This is a genomic window from Neobacillus sp. SAB-20_R2A, assembly GCF_049568635.1.
Taxonomy (GTDB): Bacteria; Bacillota; Bacilli; order Bacillales; family Cytobacillaceae; genus Neobacillus; species Neobacillus citreus.
In genome coordinates this window covers 934,645-951,445 of the sequence record NZ_CP145895.1, presented here as the reverse complement: position 1 = coordinate 951,445, position 16,801 = coordinate 934,645, and the positions used below count along the sequence as shown (strand labels likewise).

Genomic DNA, 16,801 nt, shown 5'->3' with positions numbered 1-16,801 from the left:
GCCTGGTCCTCACCAGCGATAGCCAGGGAATACGCAAAAGCGAAATGGGTTTCGGTATTCGCGGTTATGCACTTGTTCCACCTCCCTTAAGGTTGTCCTTATACTACTAAAATATGTACAACCTATCGTAAGGGAATTGGCGCATTTACTATTTTAAATTACTAAATAAAGCGGGACCCGTCTCAGAATCCTGTGAATAAGACCTACCTTTTCTAAATTCGCCACAATAAAAAAAGGTGCCTGACACCCTCAGGGTCAGACACCTGCTATCTGCTATTTATTACTATGCTGCTAATTCTTTTGGCTCTTCGTCTATCTTATGACCTTCCCATCTAGAGATGACGATCGCTGCTAATGAGTTACCCACAATATTGACGCAGGTCCGCGCCATGTCAAGGATACGGTCGATTCCGGCGATGAAGGCAAGGCCTTCTACTGGGATACCTACGGTTCCCAAAGTGGCAAGAAGAACAACGAATGATACACCTGGAACTCCGGCAATCCCTTTAGAGGTAATCATCAATACAAGCACCAACGTAATTTGGTGGCCGATGCTCATATGGATTCCGTACATTTGTGCAATAAACAATGCCGCAATAGCCTGGTACAAGGTAGAACCATCGAGATTAAAAGAATAGCCCGTTGGTATAACAAAGGAGGTAATCGCCTTTGGACAGCCGAGTTTCTCCATTTTTTCCATAATTTTTGGAAGAACCGTTTCCGAGCTTGCTGTAGAATAACCTAATAATAGTTCGTCTTTCAAATATTTCAATAGCTTAAAGATATTAAAACCGACTAATTTGGCTGTTAATCCTAAGACCACTAAAATAAAGAACGCCATGGCACCGTACACAACGATGACCAATTTTCCTAAAGGAATTAGCGAAGATAACCCAAATTTTGAAACCGTTACACCAATTAAGGCAAATACACCTATTGGAGCAACCTTCATAATTTGATTGGTCACATAGAACATAGCATCAGCTGTTCCCTTGAAGAAATTGATTATCGGGGTTCCTTTTTCCCCAATAGCGGCAACGCCCAATCCGAACATGACGGAGAAGAAGATGATCGCTAACATATCACCGTTCGCTAATGACTGCATGATATTGGTCGGAACAATATTGACAAAGGTATCAGCCATTGAATGGGTTTCTGTTGTTTTGGCAGTTTCCACATACGTGTTAATGTCCGTTTTCGTTAAGTGAGAACGGTCAACGCCAGTCCCTGGATGGAAGATGTTACCGGCCAAAAGACCAACAACAATGGCAATTGTCGTAATGATTTCAAAATATAGCAGCGTTTTGCCGCCGAGTTTCCCTAGAGATTTCATATCACCGGTACCGGCAACCCCTACTATGATACTCGAAACCACAATTGGTACGACAATCATTTTAATTAACCGAATAAAAACGTTTCCAATTGGCTGTAAATAATCTGCAATATGCGGGTTTCCATAGAAAATGGCACCAACAATAATACCAAGCACTAAACCAATGAAGATTTGCCAAGCCAAGCTGATTCTTTTCATAACATGCACCTCTCTTGTTGTAATGTTTAAATTGCATAGAGGAATTATTAATTTTACCTCTTTTCTTTCAAAAAACAAATGAAGATAATCACATTTTGTCGCCTACTATAATTTTATTTATAAATCGCATTCAAATCAATGGCAAAGAAATACCATTTTCAAGTAATTCATTAGGACTATTTTAAAAATAAAATTATTTTGAAATATTAAATAATTATGTATATCGAACCATAACGAAAAAGAACCCTGTTTCCAGAGTTCTATGCTGCTTATTATTGCCTAAATATTCGTCAGCCTTTGTTTAATCTTTATACATTCGTGATAAAATTTTTCAGGTTCCTCAAAGTTCAATAGATGGGCTGATTTTTCAAACCAAACCAATTCCTTATGCGGGCATTGCATAACATCAAAGTATTGTTTGGCCAGAGCGGAAGGTGTTTGATAATCCTGCCTTCCAGCAAAAATGTAAACCGGCACCTCAAGCTTTACTGCATTCGTTATGAAATCTATCGCCAAAAGCTCTTCCCACATGTTCTCCAAACAAAATCTTCCTGCCTTTATGTAGGAGAACCAGTCCTTCAGCGTGTATTCATTGGCGAACAGCATGTTAGAATAAATCAAATTAAATTCATTGACCCCGATATAGGAACCGCCAAACTTTGTCAGCCATTTCCTTTGGGCGTTCAAATAATCCATGTCAGCTGGATTATAGTCTAGCGCCTCTAGTTCCTTTAAGGCTTTTTCATTTTTAAGGTCACGGGCCTTGTTCAACGTGTATTCATATGACAGTCTTTCCCCGGTGCGCATGTCTACCACCTGGCCAATGCCTATGTAGCTAGAGATATATTGTGGGCATTTTTGTACAGCCAAAATCCCCAGGACTGATCCCCACGAATGTCCAACGAGAATCAGCTTTTCCTTTTTGAAACGCTTGAGGAGATATTCGATCACTTGAATGGTGTCATTTAAAATGTTTTCAATGGTTAGGTCTTCTTTTCGAATGTCAGCAGAGTAGGACAAGCCTGCCCCTCTTTGGTCCCAGTTGACGATTAGGAATTCCTTTTCGAGATCCTTTTGAAATTTCGGGGCAAATCCGATTTGTGCTGTACCCGGTCCGCCGTGCAAAAACAGCATAATCGGCTGGCTAACATCTTCCCCTCTGAATAGCACCCATTGCTTCCGGCCGCCAATCATGACTTCTTCCAATGCCGCAATGGATTCAGTTTTGCTTTCTATCTTTTTCGTTTTTCTCGTGAGCATTCCGTACCACTCCAATAGTTTGGATTTTTTACCATATCCAACCATATTATAAAGGCTGGAGTCCTCTTTTTATATAAAAATTTTAAGAAAAAATTGTCGGTTTATGATAAATTTAAGTTTAGGAGATTTCGAGATTGGAAGTGATCCATTATGTTGGAAAAATTCACCCTTTATATGACTTCGTTTCAGCAGGATAGAATGATTCGCGTTTATTTGCCTGAATCCTATCAGAGCGGGCAGAAGCGATATCCCGTTCTCTATATGCACGACGGGCAAAATGTGTTTGAAGATGAAGGTGCGATTAAAGGCACTTCATTAGGATTGAAAAAGTATTTAGAGGAATCTGGTCTTGAAATTATCGTTGTCGGGATTGATTTGAATACCGAGGGAGAGGGTCGGATAGACGAATACTGCCCTTGGAAGCAAGGAAAGTTAAGTGAGGAAATATTAGGTTATGCTAGTCCTTCAGGAGGAAAGGGCGAGGACTATTTAGATTTTATCGTTCATGAGTTAAAGCCTTTTATTGACCGAAAATATCGGACACTTGAGAATGAAACGGCGATGGCTGGGATTTCATTAGGTGCGATTATTTCCACTTATGCCGCCTGCTGTTATCCGCAGATTTTTAGAAAAGTGGCCGTCCTTTCACCGGGCTATTATCGGAATCAAGAAGCGTTGGAGGATTTTATTAGACAGAGTGATTTGGCGGGTGTGGAGAAATTTTATATGGATATCGGGACGAAGGAAGTTCCGGATGACCCAGAAGCAAGCAAACTGTTCTTTGACCTCGCTAGACAGGCCTATGACATTATAAGCAGCCAAATAGCCGATACCCGCTTTGTGAGCGTGGAAGCTGGCGAACACCATTATCGTTTTTTCCGGGAGAGAATGCCGGAGATTCTGGCTTACCTATTTTCTGATAGGGTATAATGAAGGAAAAACTAAGTTTAGGTTCGAGGACAATGATTAGTCAAAACCGTATTATTAAGTTTATTTTCATAGTGATTGGCTTTATTTCGCTTGGCTTGGGGATTATTGGGATTGTTTTACCTGTTGTGCCAACGACACCTTTGCTGCTCTTGGCATCCTTTTGCTTCATGAAAGGTTCGGAACGGTTTGAGCGCTGGTTTAAAGGGACAAACCTCTATAAGCGCCATTTGGAAAGCTTCGTCCGGGAACGTTCGATGACTTTAAGGCAGAAGCTGTCGATATTGTTGTTTGCGGATGCAATGATTGCGATTCCTTTTTTCCTTCATCCAAGCTATATCGTGAAAAGCGTGCTGCTGTTAATTGTCATTTATAAGTATTATTATTTTATTTTTAAAATAAAAACCGTTCGGTCAGATTAAGGATTAGACGAAGAAAGACAGGAATGCGCTTCCTGTCTTTTATTTTTTTACCGGTGCGACATCCTTATTACGCCGGTTCTTGACCTCTTCCATTTTGGCGTAAAAGGTTTCCTCAAGGTCGAGGCCAAAATAATTATAAAGTTTAAGCATGTAGGCGAGGCAGTCAGCTAATTCCTTGCCGATGTCTTCTTTTACAAGATCCTTAGACATTTCGAAGGCCTTCCCTTCCTCCATACCTTCATGGACTAGAGTCCTTGTCATGTTAAAAGCCTTTCTCAGTTCCTCTGCAACCTCCGCCACTTCTGTTGTCAGCAGCATGTAGTTATTTAAAAGGGAAGCCCGGGCTTCCTCAAAGCTTTCATTGCTGATTTCCCAGTTCATTTCTTTATGGAATTGTTTGGCGAATTCCTGGATTTCCTTCATGGGTGTCCCTCCAATTATGTTTTTCTGCTGTCTTTAAAAAGAGGCAATTCCTTTATGTACATTTTGGGCAAATTGAATGAAATAGGCGATATTTCCGTCTCCGGCCATTTTGGGGTTAGAGGCGTCCAGCAAATGGTCGTCCTCAATATGCAGCCATTCCAGTGTGCCTTCATCCATTGTTCTCTTTATGGGGTAAGAATCAATGTTCCGGTTCAATTGGAAATAGTAGACGGATAGTCTTACACCCGACTTGAATTCGAGCGTGGTTAAGTGATTGGATGTCTGAATATCAGACTGTTTTAAACCCGTTTCTTCCTGGAGTTCCCGAAACATGGCATGCTGCGGCTCCTCGCCAATTTCTATTTTTCCACCTACACCATTGTAGAGATACTGGTAAGGCGGCTTGTTTCTTTTTAACATTAAGACACGATCCATTGTGTGATTAAATGCAAAGCCGACTACGTAATGCTTCATCTTAATAACTTCCTTTGACATCAATTAATACATCCTCTTAGTATAGCTCTCCTCAAGACTTTTTTGAATGGTATCGACGCTGGAATCGGGGAGCTTTGCGTGGGCAAAAAGGATCTTAGCTGCAGATGGAAGTAGTTCTTTTTCAAGCCAGGACTCTGTCTCCCATAAGCCTGAACGTCTCAAGGCTTTTGCGCAGTGAATAAAACACTCTTCCACGTCCACTCCAATCCCTAAAAGCGGCTTCCGCCCGCCGACTGCCATCTTTTCAAGCAACTCGTCATCTCTGATTATACAAGCTTTCCCATTGACCCTCAGTGTCTCTCCCAACCCCGGTATGAAAAACTGCAGTCCAACTCTGGGATTGGATAAAATATTACGCAATGAATCTACCCTTTTGTTGCCTGGGCGCTCCGGTATAATGAACTGTTTTTCATTTAGGACATAGACAAACCCGGGCCGGTCTCCACGTGGGGAAACATCACAAAACCCCTGCTTGTCAGCAGTAGCCATAACCAAAAATGGCGATTTTGAAAGAAATTCCACGCAATGATAGTCTAGATGGTGAATGACCTTTTTGGAAGCCAGTTCACTCGGTGTTCCCAGTAATGACCGCAGTTCTGCCTCAGTTTCTATAATATCTTTAAACAAAATTTCATCCCCTTAACGTTTTTTAAAAAATGGATATAATGCTTTTCCAGTTGTGATCGAATTTGCAATCAGCGAAATTGTCCGTTTGGCTAAAGAGTGGTTTAAGGGTATGGCTTTAACAAATGAGTTTCCAAGATTCTTGATACTCATTTCAGGTACCACGGTAATCCCAGACCCGGCCGCAACGTATCCGATTAAAAAATCACCAAAATCTATCTCTCTTATAATCTTAAGCTCCTTCTCCTGTTCATGGAACATCCTGCTGACACTTTCCCTAATCGTGCAAAACGGAGGATACAATACAAACTCTTCGTCACTAATCTCTTCAATTTGAACAGACTGTTTGCCAGAAAGTTGATGAGATGTGCGGAGGATCGCATATAAGGGCTCTTCAAAAATTTCCTTTTGCCAATACGTTTTATTGACCGGCATTTCTTCAATGATGGCGGCATCGATTTCGCCATTTTTTAGGAGTTCAAATACTTCTTGAGAGGCATTCTTTATAACAACCTCCACGTGAATCCCATTCTCCTTCAATTTTAAGATTCGGGAAGGGATATAATTGCCGGCCAAACTTGGCAAGGTTCCAATTCTATAGCTTCCTATTTCCTTCAAACTGTTAAGATCATTTTGAAGAATCGATAGATCACCAAGAATTTGCGGCAGCCTTTTGTAGACTAACTCTCCTGCCTCGGTAAGAACGACTCCTGATGTGGACCGCACTAATAATGGCGCATCAAAGAAATCTTCTAATTTCCGAATTTGCTTGCTTAATGCTGGCTGCGATATATTAAGACGCTCACTTGCCTTGGAAAGACTTTTTTGATTGACCGTTTCTACAAAACTTCGAAAGTAATCAATATTCATATAGCGCTCATCCTTTTTTAAAGCCATTTTGAACATTTTACCATTTTAGATAAACATCGGAAATTAGCAAACTATCTTTGGGGCGATAGGTAGTATAATGTTTGTACAAGTCATAGTGAATGGAGGTAGAAAATATGAAACGAAGCAAAGCTAACGCGGAACACTACATTTGGGGACAACAATGTGACGGCTGGCATTTGGTGAAGGATGCAAATTTGAGTATTATTCATGAACGCATGCCTCCCAATACTGCTGAAGAAAGACATTACCATGTCCAGGCTCGGCAATTCTTCTTCATTTTGTCCGGAACCGCCACCCTTGAAGTTGATGGAAAACGAGTGATTCTCAAACAAATGGAAGGCTACGAGGTGCCGCCAATGGCGCCTCATCAAATTTTCAACGAGACAGACAATGACATTGAATTTCTAGTCACTTCCCAGCCCAATAGCCGAGGAGACAGAATTTCATTGTAAAAAAAGTCACGAGTGAGTTACTCGTGACTTCACCTTTAAAACTCAAAAATTTCTCCGTTTGACGGGATCGTGACATTACGCAAGCCATTTTTTGCAATATATCCCCTCAACTCTTCCCTGCTCAACAGGCAATGATTCCATGACTCCATGTGAACTACAATAATTTTAGAGGATGGGGCCTCTTCACTTACTCTTTCAATATCCTTGATTCCCATAGTAATCGGATCACCTGTTAAAAACTGCGCTTCCCCGCCATTTAAAATGATGATTTCAGGCGAGTGCTCCGATATGGCAACCTCGACTTCATCGCACCAAATGGTGTCCCCGGCAATATACAGGGAAGGTTCTCCCGCAGACTCCATCATAAACCCGGACACAGGTCCCATCTGCTTGCCTAATTCACCAGAACCGTGCTGCCCTCCCGTTCTAGTAAAGTGGATCCCGTTCCAGTTCTCTTCTTCCTTAATTTTTGTAACGTGGGAAAAACCAAGCCCAAGCAGTTTGTCTTCATCCTCAGGCTGGCAAAAAATCTTTAAATCCTTTGGTATGGTTTTGATTGCGGCATCATCAAAGTGGTCGCGATGGGAGTGGGTTAAAATGACCGCGTCAATGTCATGGAGGATGGTTTCAATAGGAAGCGGCAATTCCACTAAGGGATTCCTGAACTTATTGGCCGCATTCCCTACCGGATCCATCTCTCCTTTAGAACTGAACATCGGGTCCACTAAGAAATGATATTGATTCATGCTGATTTTAACTGTCGCGTGTCTGATTAATTGAATTTTCATAGATATCGCTCCTGTTTGTTTTTATTTGGCAGATTGTTTAATCGTGTCTCCAAGAAAAAGCTGTTCATTTGGACGTAAAATTTTTATATTAACATCTAGTTCATTGCCTCGTTGTATTAACCTTTCCTCCACATTTTCTGCTTCGATATAAAATGGTGGATTATTAAACGTTCCATAGTGAATCGGAACCAGATATTTTGCATTTAGTATTTTCGCTGCTTCAACTGCCTCCTCAGGCGTCAAACAGGCTGGCAAACTGCTTTGTGCGCTCAAACCGGCAACATGGAGGATGGGGCCGTTTACCGGAAGACATGCTGCATGGATTGGCCCATACTGCTGCTCCATCCGCCACCAAAACCCCTGCCACTGGGTATCGCCGCAGTGGACAAGCGAATAGGCGCCATCATTTACAACCCATGCAACCTGCGGAGAGCCAAATCCATCAACTGAATAGAAGGCAGAAATCTTTACATGATTTACGATAAAATCCTCATTTGGACTGACTCCGATTACATTTTTAAATCCACATTTAGCGGCATAGCTCTCAGATTCCTTTGGAAGATAAAGTGGAACATCTTCACCAAAGTGATCCAAGACTGATTGATAATCAAAATGGTCCGGATGGAAATGGGTAACCAAAATTGCATCGGGCCTCTTGATAGTCCCAAGCGAAACTAAAGGCTCTAAAGGTTCTCCTAATTTAGCGGCGAGCGGCCGGTCTTGCCCCTTAATCGGCGCCCCTAGCGGATCAATTAGGATTGAAGTTTCATTTGATTCCAGTACTACAGTTGCCCATGACAGTTTTTTTAATTCCATAAAAGTAACCCCCTAAAACTTTGTTATCTCTATGTTACACCGTTCCATTGACTGGAAGAAAATACAAATCTGTTATAGGGTTATAACTTTTGATTATCACGGAATGTACGGATAAATTTCCTTTTTTACATGGGAAGTTACTGTTAGACAAGGCGAAGATGATTCTATTATTAGTGTGCTTGATACTCCTTGAGATAGAATCTTTTTTGTCTGCTTGGAACAAAATGATAGGTAAGGTTTTCTTAGGAGGCATCAATTTGAAAAAAGCCATTTTATTATTAATTGCTATTATCATGATTTGGTTTTTCCTGTTCGGAATACGGCTGATTGGATATTTTTCGTCTATTAATGAAAAAGGTCTGCGCGCCACAGAATGCGGAACAAATGGATGCAGTGACACTATCTTGCTATTAAGCACAATCTGGACATTTTCTTTCTTCATCGTCATTCCCCTCATCCTTCCAATTGCTATTGTCGTTTATTGGAGGATGAAAAAACAATAAAAAATGCTTTACCCGCTTATGTAGGTAAAGCATTTTTTAAATCTTTATTTCTGATAGTTCAGCAGCCAGCCAATTCCAAATCGGTCGACCAGATTGGCATGCAGCGCACCCCAGAACGTTTCTTGTAAAGCAAAGGTAACTCTTCCTTCGCTGCTAAGCGAATCATAGACTCTGGTAATTTCCTCTTCACTCTCACACTCCAACGTGATTCTCACGTTATCCCCTGCATGGACTTTGCTAAAGGTGTCAGAGAAGTGGATGATGCTATCACCTAAATGAAGCTCAGCGTGAAGACACTTGCCATCTTCTGTTTGCTGAATGTTTTTAATGTCCCCTCCAAACAAACCTTGATAATACTCCACTACGTTCAGGCAATTATCAATAAAAACATATGGATTTGCACTTTTCAAAACAAATTCCTCCCTAAGAATATTACTTTCTTGCAGATTCTTGCAGCTCATTTACGGTAACAAATTTATAGCCTTTTTCGGTTAAGGATTGCAAGATTCCCTCAACTGCCTTCAGCTCTTCTGCGGACCCGCTGTACCAAGGGTGCAGCAGGATAATGGACCCAGGTTCTATGTTCTTCCTAACATACTCCACTTTGTCGGTTGCGGATGAATAATAGCTGTCCGGCTCCAGGTTCCAGGTAATCGTATCTCTATTATGTTTGCTTAAATAATAGGGTAATCCGACAAGCTTCTTTCCGTTCGGCGGCCGCACATCAATTTCACCTTTATACCCTGCTTCTCGTATTAACCGATCGGTTGTTTCGATTTCCTTTTTAATATAAGATGGTGATTTAAAAATCATTCGCTGATGGGAATATGTATGGTTTCCAAGCTGGTGTCCGGCCGCTGCTAATCCTTTCGCTTCCTCAAGATTTTTCTCAATATCGCTGCCGATTAGGAAAAAGGTTGCCTTCGCGTTGTATTTCTTCAATAACGGCAGAAGCTCCGGTATATTTTTCGAAGGGCCATCGTCAAATGTCAATGCCACGAGTTTCTGATTTGTATCTACCTTATAGGTTAGGTCCCCAAATACCTGGTAGGTTCGTGAATTCATTAATTTATAGGTGCCTAGCAATAGTAGAAAAACAAGTAGAATTCCAGCGCCTGTAAAGGCTAGTTTCTTTTTCATAAAACACTCCTACATAACAAAGTGCAAAACCGCGGGGGCTTTGCACTTTTATTTTACCTAAAAAGGTTTAAGTATCATAAGGGTAATGATTATGATAAAAATAAAATTTTCCAAGTTTTCATAGAAGAAGAGTTCTTTGGACAACTTCCAGTATTCCTGTGGTATGTCGTCGCCTTTATGAGTCTTCAGCATCTCTTTAATCGGTTTTGACCTCGGGGATAAGACGATCGGGCCGATTGCCAAGGCAGCCAAAAAGAGAAAGAGACTTATGAGATACCATCCTTGACGGAACAGTCCAGTATTGAATAAGCCTAGTCCCAATCCAGTCAAGAGTAATAGCACACCGCCAATCATGACATAGATATGTAGCGTATTACGAATAGCATAGGAATGGCGCAGTTCGGTCATTGTTTTACCTGATTTAACAACCGTTGTTAAAATAAACCCTGGACCCATCCCGATAATGGCAGAAAAAATGTGTATGAAAACTAGAGCTTTGTAGAAAGTCATCGTCAGCTACCTCCATTCTCTACAGGACAATTTTATCATAAACAAGATTATTAATATAATGAGGTTTGTTACATATTTTTGTAGATTCAAACCGATACAGTTTTTAAAAAAAGATTGTTTGTCCAAGCCTTTTTTCTGCACAAGCATATTTTAATAAATAATGCTGGAAAGGGGGGTTTTTTTGAGTGTATAGTGGATGGAGAGATGGCGAAAAAATAGAGATTGAAGTAGAGGGCTTAACGAGGCATCACCGTGACAAACGAGGAAGAATCGTTATTGATGCCGAACAAGTCGTCATTCGTGCTAATAAAGTAATTGTTGTTAAAGAAGAAGAGAAAGATAAGCATCATGATTTTTTTGATGATTTTAAGAAATTTTTTTGGATTTAATGGCTGCAGGACCTATATGGTAAGACAAGGCTTGAGTAAAAACCGGAATAGCCCTTCATTAAGGCTAACCGGTTTTTTGGTCTAATCATTTGGGTTAATAATCGCCAGCACCTGGTGGTCTTCCCATTTTCCATTGATTTTGACATTCTTGATGGCGATTCCTTCCTTATGGAAGCCTGCCTTTTCCAGCACCCGGATGGAGCCGATATTATGCGGCATGACTCCGGCTTCAATGCGGTGCAATTTTAATTCATTAAACGCATACTGCACTAGGAGCTTTGCAGCCTCAGTAGTGTAGCCTTTCCCGTTGTGCTTTTGATCCAAAAAGTAACCAATGAAGGCGCTTTGGAGAGAGCCGCGGAGAACTTGGAAAAGATTGATTGTGCCGATTAAAGCGTCATCCTTTGTAAAAATTCCGAAGGTATACGCCTGATCAGCTTGCCAATCCTTTGCAAACTCTTTGATTCTGTTTTGCTGGACCTCTAATGTGTAAAAATCGTTGGAGCGCTCATAGGAGAACTTTTCGAAAAAACGTCGGTTCTCGATTTGCAATTTGAGCAGGGATGATGCATCGTCTTCAGTAAAGGGTCTTATGTAGATGTTTTTGCTTTTGAGCACTATGTCCCCTCCCATTTTAGTTATAGATGTAAAACCATATACTCCTCATCGAAATATTCACCATTCACTATTAATGCCTTTTCTTCATAACCAAATACTTTAAAACCATGCTTGGTATAAAGCTTCTTCGCTTTTTCATTACTTGCTGTTACAGTTAAATTTATTTTTTCGATCGTTTGGATTGATTTTGCTTTTTCAACGGCGGCTGAAAGTAAAGCACTGCCTACACCGGATACACGTTTGTGAGGTGTCACGTACATCGCAAAAATGTTGGCCTTGTGACGGATTTTGCTTGGTTTCTCATGCATTAGAGTGACGACACCGATGAGTTCTTGGTTATTGATGGCTCCAAAAGTATAGTTTCCTTCTGCGGAGAGATTTTGTGCGGTTTGTTCCACTGGTTTTTCTCTTTTGATGGCATCTTCATAGCTTGTTAAAAAGGCCTCCGGATTTTTCTGCAAGGCTTCTAACCTTAGCTGCCAATAGCTGGCGGAATCGTTTGAGTTTAATAGTCTTATTTCCATACTTATCTCCCTTGTTAAAATTTTCGGGTTATACTGGGGTGGTTTGTCTTTGGATGGATTATATGTGCCCCCCGTTTTTTGATGAAGGACATAATCGGGTGGGTATCGGTTCAAAATGTCGTTCATTCGCTTGATGAAGACCAAATCCATGGGGTCCTTGGTTCCAAATGTCCTTCATAAGCTTGATGAAGACCAAATTCATGGGGTCCTTGGTTCCAAATGTCCTTCATTCGCTTGATGAAGACCAAATTCATGGGGTCCTTGGTTCCAAATGTCCTTCATTCGCTTGATGAAGACCAAATTCATGGGGTCCTTGGTTCAAAATGTCCTTCATAAGCTTGATGAAGACCAAATTCATGGGGTCCTTGGTTCCAAATGTCCTTCATTGGCTTGACGAAGACCAAATTCATGCGGCTCCTCGTTCCAAATGTCCTTCATAGATTTGATGAAGACCAAATCCATGCTGCCCATCGTTCAAAATGTCCTTCATTCCCTACTAAAATAAAGCTAGACGACAAAAAATTCTAACGCTTAAACAACCTGATTACCTCTTTCTCTAGTTCGTCTACTAAACTAAACGACCCCTGGTACCTGAGGCTCTCCACTAACCTTGTATAATACCACTCCTGCTTCTCCTTGCCGCGGTTAAACCTTTGCCAGACCTCATCACCATCCTGCTCATAATCTTTAATAATCGACCGGATATTGTGAAGTTTATCGGCACAGGCAACCGCACGGATATCGCTGGAGGCGGTTTTCAAAAATTCGATTGTGTGCTCCTTGCGCTCTTCCCAGGAAAGTGACTTATCCGGTTCGGAACAGCCCGCCACGATTACAGCTATCTCTTCACCAAAGTCACGTTTAATGTCTTTTAGTTTGTAATCGGTATCTTCATCAGTATCATGTAGAATTCCCGCTGCTACGACATCTTCGCGATAACCCGCCTTCATCAACAGCATTCCTACAGCGACCGGATGTGCGATATATGGGATGTCCGTTCCTTTCCGATACTGGCGTTGATGCGCTATACTGGCAATTTGAAGTGCTTTATCAATCACGTCTATGTTAAACCCCTCCCTAATTCTCGATATGAATATTTTACCATAAGAAAAGGAGCCTTTATAAAGCTCCCTCTCCAAATTAAGCCTCTTCACTTTTTTTCAAAACAGCCGCCCCTTTGAAAAGCGGAACAAGGAAAAACACCCCGATGATAAATAACAGCGCAGTCGTTTCATACATGGCCACAAGCGAAAACTTTTCCTTCAACCAGCCGCTTGCTGTCATGGTAATGACCATGGTTCCCATGAACATTGGGTTCAAAATCCCGTTGACTCGGCCGATAAAGTCGGCATCAGTATTTTTCAAAATCATCGTATTGATTCCAATATGGATACATGGCATAAATAGGCCGGCGATAAATTGAACTGTTAAAGTTAACCAGAACAGTTCGGAAAATCCCAGCATCATAAACACAATCGCATTGATTGCCATCCCCAGTGCCAACAAGATTTGCGGCGGGGTCTTTTTGGCCAATCCTACAGTAAGGCCGCCACCTAAAATCATCCCTGCTCCAAATGCAGCCATCAGCCACTGAAGCTGCTCTTTTGGAAGCCCGAGCTTTTCTGTGACAAGAAATACTGCCAGCGGCTGCGTCAGTCCCAGCGCCAACCCGGCCGCCGCAAAACATCCGCCAAGCAACGTCAATGGACGGCTGTTCAACACGTAACTGAACCCTGCTTTCATTTCCTGCGTGATGGTTGTTTTTTCAGCCTTTTCCTCTACCTCATAATCGGCTGGAAGTAAAAATAGAATTCCCGCCGACAGCAAAAAGGCAACACCCATAATAGCAATCGCGGCATCAATTCCGTAGCGTTGATACACAAACGTCCCAATCACAGGACCGAGAATCATGAACAACGCAAACAAGGTTTGGTAGATAGACATCCCCATTTGGATGAGTTCTTCCCTCACATGCAACTTGAACAACTTCATCCCCGACGGCTGTGAAAACTGGGAAAGTATAGAGGATACGAGTGTCGCAAAGAAAATAGCTTTCCAGCTTCCAAAAACAAGCGCCAACAGCACAACAAAGATCGAAATAGCACTAAGGAAATCACACCATATCATCGTCCTTTTTGGCCGCCAGCGGTCGGCAAATGTTCCGCCAATAAAGGAAAATAGAAAGATTGGAGCAAATTCCGCCACCGAAATGAGCGACACGGCTACTGCATTTTCATTTGTTTTTTCTACTACGAATAGTAAAATCGAGTAATTTCGAACCCAGATCCCGATTTGCAGGAAAAAAGTTGAAAGCAGGATTGTTTGAATCACCCGATTTCGAAACAATGCTCCAAGGGTCATGTCTGAATTTGTTGTTTCCATAAAAAAACCTCCTTATCCGATCAACTGGACTAGGAGGTTTTTCAGGCGCAAAAAGTCATAGTACACCAAGTACCATTTAAACCTTTTTATAAAAAAGCCTATACCAATCCTATCCAGAATAATGTTCGTTATTACGAATTATTTCTAAAAATAGGATTAGTTATTCATTGGCTTAAGGTCACCCTTCCGAATTTGAGTAATTTTCATTTTACTGGATTTGTTTTTGAGTTTCAAGCAAAAGTATGTTAATTTGTGGTAAATTTTTCTGAAACACCCCATATCCAAAGCCCTAATGCCATCTTCATAGATTGGGCAGGATATTTTTTATAAAAATAACCCCTGCGTTTTTTATTAGAGATTTGGAAAAGGAAGGTTATTTAGGTCTAATTTACGAATATAAAGAATCGAGGGGGGATGGTGTTGAAAATAGCAAGACATTTGGGAGTGCTCGGTTCTTTAGGCGGACTTCTTTTCTGCATATACTTTTTATTCAATAACCCTTACGTTGGAGGTCCTCCGCCTGAGGATGTTCTTGCATCCTTTTCACTTTCGTATTTTCTTCCGATGATTATAGGTCTTTACGCAAGCCACTCTTTGCGCAATCTGGTCCTTCCCGTTAACTTTATATTTGGCAGCAACACCTGGAGTGTTTAAATGGCTGGTTATTTCCCCGATTTTCTTAATGGCAGCTGCCATTATCATGTTTAGGAAAAGAAAACATTCTCATAACGAAGTGAGTCTGAATGACAAAAAATAAACCGTTTAACGATGTTATTGACCACTACAATAAAATTGAAGGTAATGCTACGAATGGGAATTTAAGAAAGCTGCCAAAACCATTAAGGTATTTTGGGTATTTTTTCATTAGCTTTTTTGCGATAGGAATTTTGCTGGTGATTATTTTAAATATACTGTAGTAGTTTTAGAAAAGAAATGCAAAGATGGTTGAAAAGTCTTATTTGGCTCCCCTTTGTTAGATAGTTTAAAGGAAAAATAGGAATGGTATAATGGTGTCAATAAATGGGAAAGGACTGAAACGAATGAAGCAAATTATCGCGCTGGGCGGCGGCGGTTTTTCGATGGAACCGGAGAACCCGTTATTAGATACATATATCCTGCAACAATCTAAAAGAACCAATCCAAAAATCTGTTTTGTCCCGACGGCCAGCGGAGATGCGGATAGTTATGTCAGCGATTTTTATCGTTTTTTTGAAAAAATGCCTTGTGAACCATCTCATCTATCGTTGTTTAGACCACCCACTAGAGATTTGGAAAGCTTTGTTTTAGAAAAAGACATCATTTATGTCGGTGGTGGGAATACAAAAAACTTATTGGTGCTTTGGAAAGAATGGGGCTTGGATGAGATTTTACGGAAGGCGTGGAATCAGGGGATTTTGTTGGCTGGAATCAGCGCAGGTTCGATTTGCTGGTTTGAAGAAGGTGTCACCGACTCCTTTGGAGGCGGTCTTGAACCGATTAAAGCCCTGGGGTTTTTGAAAGGCAGCAATTGTCCGCATTATGATTGTGAGGAAGACAGACGACCGGCTTACCATCGACTTGTGGGTACGGGAGCACTTGGAGGCGGGATTGCCGCAGATGATGGGGTGGCGATTCATTTCATTGATCAGGATGTTCATAAAATTGTTAGTTCCAGGCCGACTGCAAAGGCCTACTCCCTCTCTTTTGATAATAAGGTGATTGAGACGGAGCTTAGGACGGAGTATTTGGGGGATAATTAGCTTTTATGACCCTGTAATAACACTTAGAGTGCGGAATCTTTGAAGGCTTCGGGCGTTATGAGCTTTTCATAACGACCGGAGTAACGACCCTTTCTCCGTTCGGGTGTTATAAGTCATTCATAACGACCGGAACTCCAACTCCTTCTACCGTTCGGGCGTTATAAGTCCTTTCATAACGACTGGAGCTCCCACTCTTTCTACCGTTCGGGTGTTATAAGCCTTTTATAACGACCGGAACTCCCACTCTTTCTACCGCTCGGGTGTTATAAGTCCTTCATAACGACCGGAGCTCCGACACTTTCTACGCTTCGGTTGTTATGAGCTTTTCATAACAACCCAAATGGCCGTAACAGGAAAACCATGCTGC

General features: G+C 41.4%; 23 protein-coding genes. 8 read left to right on the top strand and 15 right to left on the bottom strand.

Annotated elements, in window-relative coordinates; genetic code table 11:
* Positions 1 to 283: 283 nt before the first annotated feature.
* Together V5M37_RS04745 and V5M37_RS04740 are read right to left on the bottom strand one after the other, a co-directional pair.
* Positions 284 to 1,531 (bottom strand): cation:dicarboxylate symporter family transporter, encoded by a 1,248-nt coding sequence (locus tag V5M37_RS04745; protein WP_423800999.1) that lies wholly within the window; start codon positions 1,529 to 1,531, stop codon positions 284 to 286.
* Positions 1,532 to 1,810: 279 nt separating this feature from the next.
* Positions 1,811 to 2,791 carry an alpha/beta fold hydrolase gene (locus tag V5M37_RS04740; protein WP_423800998.1) on the bottom strand — a complete coding sequence of 327 codons (981 nt, stop codon included), beginning with the start codon at positions 2,789 to 2,791 and terminating at the stop codon, positions 1,811 to 1,813.
* Positions 2,792 to 2,941: 150 nt separating this feature from the next.
* On the opposite strand from V5M37_RS04740, the gene V5M37_RS04735 reads away from it, so the two are divergent.
* Positions 2,942 to 3,721 (top strand): alpha/beta hydrolase, encoded by a 780-nt coding sequence (locus tag V5M37_RS04735; RefSeq protein ID WP_423800997.1) that lies wholly within the window; start codon positions 2,942 to 2,944, stop codon positions 3,719 to 3,721.
* On the top strand, positions 3,721 to 4,140 hold the full coding sequence (locus tag V5M37_RS04730; protein WP_423800996.1) for a YbaN family protein: 420 nt from the start codon (positions 3,721 to 3,723) through the stop codon (positions 4,138 to 4,140). The genes V5M37_RS04735 and V5M37_RS04730 overlap by 1 nt, the downstream gene beginning before the upstream one ends.
* A gap of 39 nt (positions 4,141 to 4,179) precedes the next feature.
* Here the strand turns inward: V5M37_RS04730 and V5M37_RS04725 are convergent, their stop codons facing one another.
* From V5M37_RS04725 to V5M37_RS04710, 4 genes are read right to left on the bottom strand one after another with little or no spacing between them, the layout of a single operon-like run.
* Positions 4,180 to 4,563, bottom strand: a complete 384-nt coding sequence (locus V5M37_RS04725; RefSeq protein ID WP_423800995.1) for a MazG nucleotide pyrophosphohydrolase domain-containing protein — start codon at positions 4,561 to 4,563, stop codon at positions 4,180 to 4,182.
* A 33-nt stretch (positions 4,564 to 4,596) separates the two neighbouring features.
* A complete protein-coding gene (locus tag V5M37_RS04720; RefSeq protein WP_423800994.1) occupies positions 4,597 to 5,058 on the bottom strand; it encodes an NUDIX domain-containing protein in 462 nt (153 codons plus the stop codon).
* A gap of 3 nt (positions 5,059 to 5,061) precedes the next feature.
* Positions 5,062 to 5,688 carry a pyridoxamine 5'-phosphate oxidase family protein gene (locus tag V5M37_RS04715; protein WP_423802572.1) on the bottom strand — a complete coding sequence of 209 codons (627 nt, stop codon included), beginning with the start codon at positions 5,686 to 5,688 and terminating at the stop codon, positions 5,062 to 5,064.
* Positions 5,689 to 5,697: 9 nt separating this feature from the next.
* Positions 5,698 to 6,552, bottom strand: a complete 855-nt coding sequence (locus V5M37_RS04710) for a LysR family transcriptional regulator (protein ID WP_423800993.1) — start codon at positions 6,550 to 6,552, stop codon at positions 5,698 to 5,700.
* A gap of 134 nt (positions 6,553 to 6,686) precedes the next feature.
* Between V5M37_RS04710 and V5M37_RS04705 the strand changes: the two genes are divergently transcribed.
* Positions 6,687 to 7,025, top strand: coding sequence for a cupin domain-containing protein (locus V5M37_RS04705; RefSeq protein ID WP_423800992.1), 339 nt, complete (start codon positions 6,687 to 6,689; stop codon positions 7,023 to 7,025).
* A gap of 35 nt (positions 7,026 to 7,060) precedes the next feature.
* Here the strand turns inward: V5M37_RS04705 and V5M37_RS04700 are convergent, their stop codons facing one another.
* Positions 7,061 to 7,813, bottom strand: a complete 753-nt coding sequence (locus tag V5M37_RS04700; protein ID WP_423800991.1) for an MBL fold metallo-hydrolase — start codon at positions 7,811 to 7,813, stop codon at positions 7,061 to 7,063.
* A gap of 21 nt (positions 7,814 to 7,834) precedes the next feature.
* A complete protein-coding gene (locus tag V5M37_RS04695) occupies positions 7,835 to 8,629 on the bottom strand; it encodes an MBL fold metallo-hydrolase (RefSeq protein ID WP_423800990.1) in 795 nt (264 codons plus the stop codon).
* Between the two features lie 257 nt (positions 8,630 to 8,886).
* Here V5M37_RS04695 and V5M37_RS04690 point away from each other — a divergent pair, with 257 nt between their 5' ends.
* Complete coding sequence (locus V5M37_RS04690; RefSeq protein ID WP_423800989.1) at positions 8,887 to 9,132, top strand: hypothetical protein; 246 nt, start codon at positions 8,887 to 8,889, stop codon at positions 9,130 to 9,132.
* A gap of 44 nt (positions 9,133 to 9,176) precedes the next feature.
* On the opposite strand, the gene V5M37_RS04685 is transcribed toward V5M37_RS04690, so the two are convergent.
* From V5M37_RS04685 to V5M37_RS04675, 3 genes are read right to left on the bottom strand one after another with little or no spacing between them, the layout of a single operon-like run.
* Positions 9,177 to 9,542, bottom strand: a complete 366-nt coding sequence (locus V5M37_RS04685; RefSeq protein WP_423800988.1) for a VOC family protein — start codon at positions 9,540 to 9,542, stop codon at positions 9,177 to 9,179.
* Positions 9,543 to 9,564: 22 nt separating this feature from the next.
* On the bottom strand, positions 9,565 to 10,272 hold the full coding sequence (locus V5M37_RS04680; RefSeq protein ID WP_423800987.1) for a polysaccharide deacetylase family protein: 708 nt from the start codon (positions 10,270 to 10,272) through the stop codon (positions 9,565 to 9,567).
* 57 nt (positions 10,273 to 10,329) lie between these two features.
* Positions 10,330 to 10,782 (bottom strand): DUF2269 family protein, encoded by a 453-nt coding sequence (locus V5M37_RS04675; RefSeq protein ID WP_423800986.1) that lies wholly within the window; start codon positions 10,780 to 10,782, stop codon positions 10,330 to 10,332.
* 185 nt (positions 10,783 to 10,967) lie between these two features.
* On the opposite strand from V5M37_RS04675, the gene V5M37_RS04670 reads away from it, so the two are divergent.
* A complete protein-coding gene (locus V5M37_RS04670; RefSeq protein WP_213146408.1) occupies positions 10,968 to 11,171 on the top strand; it encodes a hypothetical protein in 204 nt (67 codons plus the stop codon).
* 81 nt (positions 11,172 to 11,252) lie between these two features.
* On the opposite strand, the gene V5M37_RS04665 is transcribed toward V5M37_RS04670, so the two are convergent.
* The 4 genes from V5M37_RS04665 to V5M37_RS04650 form a co-directional block, all read right to left on the bottom strand.
* The gene (locus tag V5M37_RS04665; protein WP_423802571.1) at positions 11,253 to 11,792 is read right to left on the bottom strand and encodes a GNAT family N-acetyltransferase; all 540 of its coding nucleotides are present in this window, start codon (positions 11,790 to 11,792) and stop codon (positions 11,253 to 11,255) included.
* 17 nt (positions 11,793 to 11,809) lie between these two features.
* Entirely contained in the window at positions 11,810 to 12,313 is a 504-nt protein-coding gene (locus tag V5M37_RS04660) for an N-acetyltransferase family protein (protein WP_423800985.1), read from the bottom strand.
* A gap of 524 nt (positions 12,314 to 12,837) precedes the next feature.
* Entirely contained in the window at positions 12,838 to 13,371 is a 534-nt protein-coding gene (locus V5M37_RS04655) for an HD domain-containing protein (RefSeq protein WP_423800984.1), read from the bottom strand.
* Between the two features lie 82 nt (positions 13,372 to 13,453).
* Positions 13,454 to 14,695: an MFS transporter gene (locus V5M37_RS04650; protein WP_423800983.1), complete on the bottom strand. Its 1,242-nt coding sequence runs from the start codon at positions 14,693 to 14,695 to the stop codon at positions 13,454 to 13,456.
* 420 nt (positions 14,696 to 15,115) lie between these two features.
* Between V5M37_RS04650 and V5M37_RS04645 the strand changes: the two genes are divergently transcribed.
* From V5M37_RS04645 to V5M37_RS04635, 3 genes are all read left to right on the top strand, one after another.
* The gene (locus tag V5M37_RS04645) at positions 15,116 to 15,349 is read left to right on the top strand and encodes a hypothetical protein (RefSeq protein WP_423800982.1); all 234 of its coding nucleotides are present in this window, start codon (positions 15,116 to 15,118) and stop codon (positions 15,347 to 15,349) included.
* Positions 15,350 to 15,438: 89 nt separating this feature from the next.
* The gene (locus V5M37_RS04640; RefSeq protein WP_423800981.1) at positions 15,439 to 15,612 is read left to right on the top strand and encodes an amino acid transporter; all 174 of its coding nucleotides are present in this window, start codon (positions 15,439 to 15,441) and stop codon (positions 15,610 to 15,612) included.
* Positions 15,613 to 15,735: 123 nt separating this feature from the next.
* Positions 15,736 to 16,434, top strand: a complete 699-nt coding sequence (locus V5M37_RS04635; RefSeq protein ID WP_423800980.1) for a Type 1 glutamine amidotransferase-like domain-containing protein — start codon at positions 15,736 to 15,738, stop codon at positions 16,432 to 16,434.
* Positions 16,435 to 16,801: the final 367 nt, after the last annotated feature.